Consider the following 10,571-nt stretch of genomic DNA (forward strand, 5'->3'; position numbering starts at 1 on the left):
TGAAATAAAATATGGCTTGTTATATAGTTGATATACTGCCAAATAAAAGGCTCTGGTTGAACATGTAGTTAACCAGAGCCTTCTTATTTAGATCTTTGTAGCTTGAATTCCACTGCCAATCATAATTGCATCTTCTATGGCACCAAGTACAGGGTTTGTGAGGGCAGAATTTCTATTCAATGCTCTACGTAGATAAAAGCTAGCATAAGTGCCGGCTATTGCTGCAGCGGCTCCAATAGCAGCTCCTTCCAGTGCTTTCTCACGACTTCCTAAGTATAAAGCTGCCCCAACCAAAGCGCCTGAAGCCGATCTCACCAGAAGAGACGGTAGCTCAATACGGTCAGGAACATCAGGCATCTTGTCTCCAATGATCTCCGTTGCAGCCAATCCGGTAAGGGCATTGGCCACATATTTATTTTGTAAGAATCTGAGTGGAGTGTCGGCTAGTGCGCCATTTTTATTGTCGCTTAGGGTTCTGCTTAATAGTGCAGGCGCAGAAACTGCACGCATACCAGCTAAAGCGCCCATTGCTAACGTTTTGCAAAATAATTTTTTCATAAATAAGCTCAAATTTGTTTATAGCTTTACCTCTCTACGTGATACAGCCAGTGATGCTCATGTTTTAGTGCAAATTTCAGTATAGATTCCTATTACGTAGCCGCTGAAACCTAGAACAGGATGGCCTATTTCCAGATTGTACTGATGTTTCAGCTAAAGGTATTAATGTTGGTTAGGTAGGTCTAGGAGAATCTTAATGCTTTTATTATTAAATGCCAACAGGTGCTAAAACATAGGCACGCTTTGCTTATTGCTACTGTAGGCGGGGTGGTTGCAGAAAGAGTTTTATCTTTGCTAAACATAGTTTGGTTGTTATGGCGTATAGGTATGACAGTACCAAAGGTTGTAACACCGAAGGGGTTTACTATATTAAAATCTTATATTTACTGCGTGTAAACTTATACTACATAAGTTTGCCATATATAATGAACAGATATTCTTGATGGGTTTACAAGAAAACAAGGCAGATACAGGAAAACGTCGCAAGTATGTAACCACACGCAGGCTCGATCGCATGTTTCTGGAGCTGTACCGCATATATGCCTTCCACATACGTTTTTTTAAAGAGGTCTTTGTACCCCCGTACGAATTTAGAGAGGTGCTACGCCAATGTTACGAAGTAGGAGTAAGATCTTTGCCTCTTATTGCTTTAACAGGGTTTATCATTGGCATCGTGTTTACAAATCAATCCAGACCCTCGTTGCAGGATTTTGGTGCTACTTCCTGGTTACCTTCGCTGGTATCCATTGCCATTGTAAGGGCCTTGGCGCCACTGGTTACAGCCATTATTGCGGCGGGTAGGGTAGGTTCCAGTATTGGGGCAGAACTAGGCTCTATGCGGGTAACCGAGCAGATCGATGCGATGGAGGTATCCGCTACCAATCCCTTTAACTTTCTGGTGGTAACACGTGTGCTGGCCACTACCTTTATGGTACCCGCACTCTCTATGTTCACCATTTTTGTTGCCTTGATGGGCGCCTACGTTAACGTGCACCAGAACGAACTGACGAGCTTTGCCACCTACATCAACCAGGTTTTTGGAGCTATCACCTTTTTGGATGTTTTCTCGTCTGTTATAAAGACTTTTATATTCGGGTTTACCGTAGGTATGGTAGGTTGCTACAAAGGCTACTATTCTTCTAAAGGAACAGAAGGGGTGGGCAAAGCGGCAAACGCATCGGTGGTAACAGCGATGTTCATGATTTTTATAGAAGAATTGCTGGCACTTCAGGTTATTAACCTATTCAGAGCCATGTAAGGCATCCTTATGAAAAAGATAGAACCAACAATAGATAGAGGGAATAAAGTAATAGAGATCAGGGGGCTGAAAAAGTCTTTTGATGACTTTGATGTGCTGAAAGAGGTAAACCTGGATCTATACCAGGGCGAGAACCTGGTGGTGCTGGGGAGATCAGGCACAGGTAAGTCCGTACTGATAAAGATTATCTCTGGTCTGCTGAAACCTGATGAGGGTTTAGTAAACGTTTTAGGTCATCAGGTAGACAAAATCTCACCAAAGGAGCTGGATAAACTGCGCCTGAGAATCGGCTTTTCTTTTCAGAACAGTGCCTTGTATGATAGTATGACCGTGCGCGAAAACCTGGAATTTCCGTTGATGCGCCACTCAAAGTCAATGACTAAAGCTGAACGGGAGAACCTGATACAGGTAGTGCTGGAGGCAGTAGGGCTCGCGCAAACCATTAACCAGATGCCATCGGAGCTATCGGGCGGACAGCGCAAGCGTATAGGCATTGCCCGTACGCTTATACTTAAGCCGGATATCATGCTGTATGATGAGCCAACGGCAGGTCTGGACCCCATAACTTGTATTGAGATAAATAAGCTTATCAATGATGTGCAGCAGCGGTTTAATACATCCGCTATCATCATTACCCATGACCTAACCTGCGCCCGCGCTGTCGGAGACCGTATGGTCATGCTGCTGGATGGGGAGTTTAAACAGGAAGGAACCTTTGAAGAGGTGTTCTCCTCAAGCGATGAGCGTGTAAAAATGTTTTACGATTACAATTTTGTAAGCTAATAATGAAGACAGAAGAAAGTAAACGTGCCGTAATGGTAGGGATTTTCGTCCTGATAGCCATCATCATTTTTGTGGTGGGAGTACTTACCCTTGGCGGACAGCAAAAGAAATTTATCAGCAGCATCACAGTAAAAACCTTGTTTGATGATGTGGAAGGGTTAAAGGTGGGAAACAACGTGTGGTATTCTGGTGTGAAGATCGGCACAGTGAAAGCCATTGAATTTTATGGGGAGTCGCAGGTGCAGGTAGTGATGAATATTGAGGAATCAGCCCAGCGTTTCATTAAAAAGGATGCCAAAGCCCGCATCAGCTCCGAGAGCCTTATAGGTAACAAAATAATTGACATCTTTGGCGGTACGCCTGCTGTCGGACAAGTTGAGGATGGTGCTTTGCTGGCGTCTGAGGCAAACCTAAACACAGACGATATTATGAAAACGCTTCAGGAAAATAATAAGAACCTCTCCACCATAACTGGTAACTTCAGCGTGATCAGCGATCGCTTGGTGCGAGGCGAGGGAACAATGGGTACTCTTTTAACAGATTCTGTCTTAGCTAAGAATTTCAAGAATCTGGTTGCGAGCCTGGAGCAGACATCTGTGAATACTGTGCAAGCCTCACGTGACCTTAGCCGCTTTACAAACCAGCTGAATACCCGTGGAAGTTTGGCGAACGAACTACTGACCGATACCACAGTGTTCAACAAACTTCAGCAGTCTATGACGCAGCTGGAAACAGCTACGCAATCAGCGGCTGTGATGGCAGACAACCTACAGGAAACCAGCCGCAAACTAAACAATGAAAACAATGCCGTAGGCGTTTTACTGGGCGATGAAGAGTTTGCCAACAGCTTGCAGCGTACCATGCAGAACCTGGAAACCAGCACACAGAAGTTTGACGAAAACATGGAAGCCTTACAGAGCAATTTCCTGCTAAGAGGCTTTTTCAGGAAAAGAGATAAGGAAGAACGAAAGCTGCAGGAAGCACAACAGGAGCAGCAGAATCAGTAAGCGCCTGTTTATACTTTGAGCTGCAAAAGCCTGTAAAGGAACTTGACAGCTTTCGCTTTCAAAAACAAAATTTAAACATGCAGTGAAAGTGGCTTTTCAAAAGAAGGCATTTTCACCGCAAGTCGTAAAAGCTTGATCTTATATCAGGCGCTTGCTTTTACCATAAAAGGACAAGTTTATACTTTAGAAGGAGACCTAACCACTTCTTGAAGTATAAACTTGTCCTTTTTAACTTTCTGTTTTCCCATGCAAGATTTACCGAGGAGAGGCTAGGGGGAGAGTTCTTTTGCTTATATGCTACTTGTGTTATACTAAATAAACTTTCCTTAAGCTGATTTGTAGCAGTAGTGCCAAGCCATACTTACAGCTGAATATGCGGACTAAGCCTTTAGTTGTCCTTGCTCGTGCAGGCGCATGCGGTAGGCATTCATGGCTGTTTCACCGAGCTTTTGCAGCAGTCTGTAATTTACTATGGCACCTACCGGAGCACCAATAACAGGTATAAGCTGCGCCATTTTTGCCAGGTCGATGTAGTCGCGGTACTCCTGCTGAAAGGTTCGCCAGTTAAATTGGTTGATGTCTTCGGGAAGCACCTGCTTCTGCGACTCCCAATCAGCCATTTGCCGATAGATGTCGTGCCGGTGCTCCTGCGAGCTGAAAGCCAGTTGAAAGATGTGCAGCAAGTATACACGTTCCCGGTAGTCGTGCACATCATGGCCATATAGGGCGGCTATATCAAACAGGAGCTTAAGCTTTATACTTAGAAGCAGCGGAAAATCAGCAAGTCCCAGTAAAATGCCTCCTGCTCCGGTTATACCGCCTTCGGCAGCGGCTGCATGCTTGTAGTGCTTAATTCGCTCCCGCACCAGGTTCTCGCGCAGCTCCAGCGGAAAGTCGTAAAGAGCCTTTGCCGTTATCTTGCCTGCACCAAAAAGTACTCCCCGTATCATTTGCTTGATGGCTGTGGTAATGGCATTGTGAATCTTTTCGGGTATGTAGCTATTGATCTTGTGCTGCGTTTTCCGGGCAAGGTTGTTCAGAAACGACGGCGGCCGCTGCATATCGTACTGCCAGCGTTGGAGTTCGTTCAAAACCAAAGACTCGTAGGGTGTGGGCATGATATTAAGTTGTTGTGATACAGGTAGAGTTAATGTAAGTTGTTCAGCTTCAAAAGATACGAAACTCTTCTTAACTTATTGCCAGTCCTGCACTTCAGAACTCTCCAGATCTTTCTGTAATTCCTTTGTTTGAGTTCAGCTTTACTGCTCGTAGTGCAAGAGGAGGCAAGACATTTTGTTGGCTGCGCATGTTTAACACTTCCTGGTTTTGAGGCGAAAACTACATTTATTGTTCTGCCTTTATCGCTAAAAATGGATATAACCAAGACAAACTGAACTGCAAACCTAACTCACACGTAAGTATAAGCCTATAAACCAATAGATGAAACTATGAAAGTGAATACATACAAAGCTATCATGTCTGGCACCCTGGTGTTGCTTTTCCCGATGATGGTAGGCTGTTCCGTTTTTTCCAGCGATAGCAAATACTCAAACGACCCAGCCGTTGCAGCGCAGTTAGATGAGGTGCAGGCGCTGAAGCGTGAGGTGAAAGAGGCTGAACGTTTGGCGGATGAGGCAGAAGAGCGTGAAAAGGCGGCTAAAAACAGGCTGAAAGCAGCAGAGCATGAGCTTAAAGCATTGCAATCAAGAGCGAAGCGGGAGAGCAGCTACTAACATGGATAGTTGAGCTTGGGCTATAACATATTTAGAGCCCCGGTTAAATACCGGGGCTTTTTGCTGCCTCAGAACTTTAGTCAGCCTTTATTATTTTGAAAGAGGCAGGGACATACAATTAAGCACAAGCAGACGCTTGCGCTAGCGCTGCCCATGCGTCCTCTGCTGGCGCTAGCTTTCAGTTCATGTCTTATAGCTCAAATGGCTTGGAAAGCCATACCTGTACAGCTTTGGCTATACTTGCATAGCTTCTGATTTCTGCATTTTTAACCAAGCTATTCTTGCCAGCTGCCGTTCCCCTCCAGCTCCTCTTAAAGCAACAGCCTTTGGTGCGACTCATTTTTCTGCTCTCGCAGAACGCAAGTTGCAAACTTGCCACATGCCCCGTCACAAGTTACGCTCCGCTAAACTTGCGACATAGCTAGAGAAAGATCAGATATCAAAAGCTTTTGCTAAATTCATACGCGGTTTGTAGGGACAGGTCGCGACCTGTCAGCGCGATATTACCTGCCAGGCAAGTTATACTTTGAAAAGCAGCAACAGCCGAATTTCCACTTACCGGAGGGGCAGGCTCGTCTGTACACCCATCAAACCAGCTATACTTGCGCTACCTTCCGCAGCCTCTGCACAGGATAATTTATACTTTCAGGAATACTGTTTATCTTGTGCTTAGAAAACAGACCCATACATGCTGCAACACCACACCCTTCGCCCAAAGCAGGCGCTTAACAAGGCTTACTTATGCTTGAAAACATCCCGCACAGACATAGAGCTTTTTAGAAAAGCACTGCTCACGCTGCTGAAAATTATAAACTTAGCCGAAAGCGAGGAGCATGCCAAGAACCACCTGCGCGGTTTTCTGAAGTTGGCGTTTTATGATAAGTATGGCGTAAATACCAAAGGCAAAACCGATATGGTAATCCACCAGGCCGACAACTAAAAGACAGGCAGGCGTGCTGCTGGAGGTGAAGCGGCCAACCAACAAAGCCGCCATGCCTACGGCAGGCAACCTGAATTACAAGGCCATGCACGAGCTGGTTTGTGTTTGATGCCCTGGAGTTTGATCGTTTGTTTTACAGCAACGCCCAGCTGAAGGCCTTTTCGAGCAGATATTAAGCATGAAACAGGCCGATGCCGCAGCTAATACGTTGGAGGCGGAGATAGACCTGCTGGTGTACCGCCTGTACAAGCTTACTTACGAGGAAGTGCTGCTGGTGGAGCCAGGTTTCAGCCTGAGCCGCGAAGCGTACGAACTTGTTGAGGGCCATAAAGCAGCAAGTGTTTAGTTGACTTTATTGCAATTAGTACAGATGCAGACAGAACAGGTAACGCTTTAGCAATATACTTGTACCTGCCGGAACCTTTCTAACATATAATATTTTAACAGCACATGAGAAAACAACTACTATACCTGCTCCCGATGGCTCTGTTGCTATGGGGCTGTCCCGGCGAGTCTGATGACGCACCCAAGCCGGAAGAAGAATGCCTTTTGCAGTCCGAATCTGTAACGTCTGTAGGAGGCGGGGCCGATTATCCTATTTGGACGAGTCGCTATACTTACAACAGCCAAAAGCAGCTAACCGCTGTTGCCCGCGATTCGTCTGGCGTACCTGTTAGCCAGTCCACCCTAAGCTATGACAGCAACAACAGACTTGTTCAAGTCAAAACCGCCAATGCTGAATTAGTGTACGAGTATAACAGCAAAAACCAACTGGTAAAACAAACACGCAACAGGCAAAGCGGCACAGCCCAGAACCAGGATTACTATGCCTTTACCTACAACAGCAATAACGAGCTGGCAGAGGCACGCTATTACTATGTGGTGAGCGGCTCGCCCAGCTTTTACTATATCTGGAAGTATACCTATACCAAAGGCAACCCCACCCGCGTAGAGCAGCTGAACACGCGCGATGAACGGATTGCCCTGCTCGAACTGAGCTACGATGAAAAACCTTCGGCAAAACCGGCGCTAGCTGATACATTCTTCGAACCGACATCCGCTCCAGCTGCCAACAACCCGATTGCCGGCACGCTCAACGCTCCAGGTTTTGGCACCCAGAAATACACCATCGCCTATACTTACAACCAGAAAGGCTTGCCTCTTACGGCTACCCAAACCTACGTAAACGGGAGTATAAACCAGGTGACCACCTATACCTATACTTGCCCTTAAAGCAGCTTTAGAGCACCGCTAAAACAAAGCCGGCAGCAGCAAATCTTAACGTTTGTTGCTGCCGGCTTTGTGCCTCTATAGCCACTGCCACGTATTGGTTTAACTTAAACTGCACTTGTCTGCATTCGTTTAAAAAGTATAAACCAAAACCACACTAGCTATGGACAAACATTACAGGTATAAGCATTACTACGACGGCCAGGAGCACAAGCACCGCATTGGCTACGGGCAAGACTACCGAAGCCGCGATATGCAGCAGGGCTTTGGGAGAGACTACCGCAAACATCCTAGTCGGGACTACAGAGATGATAAAGGCAAGTATAACCGCCCTTATCAGTATGATTATCGGCAGCGCGGCAACAATAGCAACAGAGGCTATACGAACAACTCCTGGAGAACCGAAGACAGGTTCAGCGGAAGCCAGGCCAGCACAAGCGATATCCGTCAAGGCTACGGCATCTCCAGCTACGATGGCACCTCAGACCGCTAGAACACACTAGGCAGTACCCAGCGCAGCGGTAAAATCCAGGGAGACCAACCATGTCCGGCAACAGAGATAGTTGCAGAAGCTCACACTATGGAGGGGCGGTAAGGGCGATGCTTTTCCAACTCTAGCCGGGGCATACCAAATGCCATTACCCGCAACTTTGCCGACGACTATGGCACAGTCCATGGGCAGCACGTACACAACTATGGCGGTGGCAAAGGCTAAAGCAGCGGTCACCGGAGCGGCTCTTCCGGAAACGAGAATTTTGGCACATCAACGGGCAATTACGGCGGCTACGGCGCTATGGGCAGCAGTAGCTATGGTGGTGGCCGTAGCAGCTTCGGCAGCGATAGCACTTCACAAAACTTTAACAGGGGAGAAGCTGAGTTAAGTGGCTTCTGATGCACTGCTTTAGAAGCCTTCTTAGCCAAGGGCTGCCGGTTTTCGGAAGGCCCTGTGTTTTTTTATATGTTAAGGATTTAGTATATTATAGGACAATGCACAGGCTAGATAAGTATAATCAGTAGCTTTTTTCTGCCTGATATGCCTCCGCTCTTTGTTTTGCCGCTTAATGGCTATTTTGAGATTATTTGTTTTGCCATTTTGTATTTAAAGAGATATCTGTAAACTATACCGTTTAAACTATGCTGCTACACAACGATGGCTTAATTGAACTTAACTATGATGTGGCAAGTGATATCCTGTTTGTTAAATGGCCAGATCTTACAAATGTATCGGAACATGAAATAACCTATTCTTTTCAGAAGCTGATAGACACGCTCCGGCATTATGATATAAAAAATCTTCTGATAGATACGCGCACGAATGATATAGTTGTTACAGAACAGGAATACGAGGCTATGATGCTGCAGCTTAGTCGCGATCTTTTGTCTACGCGCCTGCAACGTGTGGCCCGCCTGCAAGTTCTGAATCCAGACAGGGAAAAACGTGTGGTGGCAGCCATAGAAAAAATAAGCGGCTATCTGCACATTTCCGTTCAATACAAAAGCTTTACCTCCGAAGCAGAGGCCTTCGCCTGGCTGAAAGAAGCATAAGCCCCAGCCAATTACACGCTGGCTGAAGCCCGCTGCTTTATTTCCGGAACGTCTGAATTTTTAGAAAGCCTCCCAGCCCGTACCTGGTGCAGCGAAAGCGTTGCCCAGGAAAACAAAACAAAAGCCACTGCCTGGTGCAATACGCCTAAACTTACAGGCACCGCCAGTACAAGGGTTGTTATGCCAAGCCCTAGCTGCAAGAGCCCGGTTAGCAGCAGCGCCAGCACAAGGGAACGCGTAGTGGCAGGCAACTTTGCTTTGCTTGCTTCCAGCCAATAAAGCACAAGCACTACCAACGAGAGCACGCCCACCCAACGGTGCGCAAACTGCATGGCTGCACCATTTTCAAGAACAGTATGCCACGATAGGTACGGCAGTAGCTCTGTCGGGAAAAGCTTGCCCTGCATGAGGGGAAATGTATTGTAACCATAACCTGCTTTTAAGCCGGCTACAAAAGCTCCCAGTATGATCTGGAGAAGTAGCAGGCCCGGCACGAGCAAAGCAAGTCGGTAAAGTTTAGTAGGTATCGATTGCTGTTGCCGCTTCTTCCAGACAAGGTCTGCTGCCGTCCATAGTATAACGCTGACTACCGCCAGGGCCAGGCACAGGTGCGCTGCTAGGCGGTAGTGGCTAACGTGCGGGTTGTCTACTAGTCCGCTTTTTACCATCAGCCAGCCCATTAGCCCCTGCGCCATGCCTAGCAACAGTATAAACAGGAGCCGCCTTGTAAGTTTGGGAGTTAGCTGCCCTGACGTTAAAAAGTACAGGAACGGAAGTATAAACACCAAACCGATTACCCGGCCCAGCAGCCGGTGCAGGTACTCCCACCAGAAAATTTGCTTAAAGCCTTGCAGGGTCATGCCCACATTGCGCATCCGGTATTCCGGAAACTGCTTATACTTCTCAAAAGTGGCCATCCAGGCAGCATCGGTGAAGGGTGGGAGCGTTCCCGAAATCAAGTTCCACTCAACAATAGAAAGGCCGGAGTTGGTAAGGCGCGTAATGCCGCCGATAATCACCATTGCCATAACCAGCACAGCGCCGGTCAGGAGCCAGTACACAATTGCCTTGTTATAAGTGCTTTTCTCTTCCATAACCCGGCAAAAATAGGTTGTGGCAGTTGCAACAAGCATGATAATTATTTGTGCCGATGGTGATATCGGTCATTGCTTTACAAAAAAACCTTAGGTTATGTTTAGAGTTCTTTTCGCCTGCAAAGTATGAATTTTAGATATGGTCTTAAACAAAAAAAGCCTTACACATAGGTGTAAGGCTTTTAAAATGATTTATAGCTAAACTAAACTAGCTGTACGTTAACAGCGTTCAGTCCTTTCTTTCCTTCTTTCAGGTCGTAAGTTACTTCGTCGTTTTCTCTGATTTCATTTACCAGTCCAGAAATGTGTACAAAATACTCCTGACCTGTGCTGTCGTCTTTAATGAATCCAAACCCTTTTTCTTCATTAAAGAATTTTACTTTTCCTTTGTTCATGATGATGATGATCTTGTTATTAATATTC

Annotated in this window: 13 protein-coding genes and 1 pseudogene; 10 read left to right on the forward strand and 4 right to left on the reverse strand. The window is 46.4% G+C overall.

Annotated features, from left to right (window positions below):
• Window positions 1-87: 87 nt before the first annotated feature.
• On the reverse strand, window positions 88-558 hold the full coding sequence (locus ACFQ2O_RS04715) for a DUF4126 family protein (protein ID WP_377523260.1): 471 nt from the start codon (window positions 556-558) through the stop codon (window positions 88-90).
• 442 nt (window positions 559-1,000) lie between these two features.
• On the opposite strand from ACFQ2O_RS04715, the gene ACFQ2O_RS04720 reads away from it, so the two are divergent.
• The 3 genes from ACFQ2O_RS04720 to ACFQ2O_RS04730 are packed head-to-tail and all read left to right on the forward strand — an operon-like array spanning window position 1,001 to window position 3,606.
• A complete protein-coding gene (locus tag ACFQ2O_RS04720; protein WP_377523261.1) occupies window positions 1,001-1,816 on the forward strand; it encodes an MlaE family ABC transporter permease in 816 nt (271 codons plus the stop codon).
• A 9-nt stretch (window positions 1,817-1,825) separates the two neighbouring features.
• The gene (locus tag ACFQ2O_RS04725) at window positions 1,826-2,599 is read left to right on the forward strand and encodes an ABC transporter ATP-binding protein (RefSeq protein ID WP_377523262.1); all 774 of its coding nucleotides are present in this window, start codon (window positions 1,826-1,828) and stop codon (window positions 2,597-2,599) included.
• 2 nt (window positions 2,600-2,601) lie between these two features.
• The gene (locus tag ACFQ2O_RS04730) at window positions 2,602-3,606 is read left to right on the forward strand and encodes an MlaD family protein (RefSeq protein ID WP_377523263.1); all 1,005 of its coding nucleotides are present in this window, start codon (window positions 2,602-2,604) and stop codon (window positions 3,604-3,606) included.
• 380 nt (window positions 3,607-3,986) lie between these two features.
• On the opposite strand, the gene ACFQ2O_RS04735 is transcribed toward ACFQ2O_RS04730, so the two are convergent.
• Window positions 3,987-4,724, reverse strand: coding sequence for an EcsC family protein (locus tag ACFQ2O_RS04735; RefSeq protein ID WP_377523264.1), 738 nt, complete (start codon window positions 4,722-4,724; stop codon window positions 3,987-3,989).
• Window positions 4,725-5,054: 330 nt separating this feature from the next.
• On the opposite strand from ACFQ2O_RS04735, the gene ACFQ2O_RS04740 reads away from it, so the two are divergent.
• The 7 genes and pseudogenes from ACFQ2O_RS04740 (at window position 5,055) to ACFQ2O_RS04770 (ending at window position 9,054) form a co-directional block, all read left to right on the forward strand.
• Window positions 5,055-5,339, forward strand: coding sequence for a hypothetical protein (locus ACFQ2O_RS04740; RefSeq protein WP_377523265.1), 285 nt, complete (start codon window positions 5,055-5,057; stop codon window positions 5,337-5,339).
• A 688-nt stretch (window positions 5,340-6,027) separates the two neighbouring features.
• Window positions 6,028-6,388, forward strand: a pseudogene (locus ACFQ2O_RS04745) (DUF7149 domain-containing protein).
• A gap of 69 nt (window positions 6,389-6,457) precedes the next feature.
• Window positions 6,458-6,625, forward strand: coding sequence for a hypothetical protein (locus ACFQ2O_RS04750; protein WP_377523267.1), 168 nt, complete (start codon window positions 6,458-6,460; stop codon window positions 6,623-6,625).
• 104 nt (window positions 6,626-6,729) lie between these two features.
• Complete coding sequence (locus tag ACFQ2O_RS04755) at window positions 6,730-7,512, forward strand: hypothetical protein (RefSeq protein WP_377523268.1); 783 nt, start codon at window positions 6,730-6,732, stop codon at window positions 7,510-7,512.
• A 160-nt stretch (window positions 7,513-7,672) separates the two neighbouring features.
• Complete coding sequence (locus tag ACFQ2O_RS04760) at window positions 7,673-8,002, forward strand: hypothetical protein (RefSeq protein WP_377523269.1); 330 nt, start codon at window positions 7,673-7,675, stop codon at window positions 8,000-8,002.
• 169 nt (window positions 8,003-8,171) lie between these two features.
• Window positions 8,172-8,390: a hypothetical protein gene (locus ACFQ2O_RS04765; RefSeq protein WP_377523270.1), complete on the forward strand. Its 219-nt coding sequence runs from the start codon at window positions 8,172-8,174 to the stop codon at window positions 8,388-8,390.
• Window positions 8,391-8,643: 253 nt separating this feature from the next.
• Window positions 8,644-9,054 carry a hypothetical protein gene (locus ACFQ2O_RS04770; RefSeq protein ID WP_377523271.1) on the forward strand — a complete coding sequence of 137 codons (411 nt, stop codon included), beginning with the start codon at window positions 8,644-8,646 and terminating at the stop codon, window positions 9,052-9,054.
• 11 nt (window positions 9,055-9,065) lie between these two features.
• Here the strand turns inward: ACFQ2O_RS04770 and ACFQ2O_RS04775 are convergent, their stop codons facing one another.
• On the reverse strand, window positions 9,066-10,148 hold the full coding sequence (locus tag ACFQ2O_RS04775) for a COX15/CtaA family protein (RefSeq protein ID WP_377523272.1): 1,083 nt from the start codon (window positions 10,146-10,148) through the stop codon (window positions 9,066-9,068).
• Window positions 10,149-10,351: 203 nt separating this feature from the next.
• On the reverse strand, window positions 10,352-10,543 hold the full coding sequence (locus ACFQ2O_RS04780) for a cold-shock protein (RefSeq protein WP_377523273.1): 192 nt from the start codon (window positions 10,541-10,543) through the stop codon (window positions 10,352-10,354).
• Window positions 10,544-10,571: the final 28 nt, after the last annotated feature.

The organism is Pontibacter rugosus, assembly GCF_042678745.1.
Lineage (GTDB): Bacteria > Bacteroidota > Bacteroidia > Cytophagales > Hymenobacteraceae > Pontibacter > Pontibacter rugosus.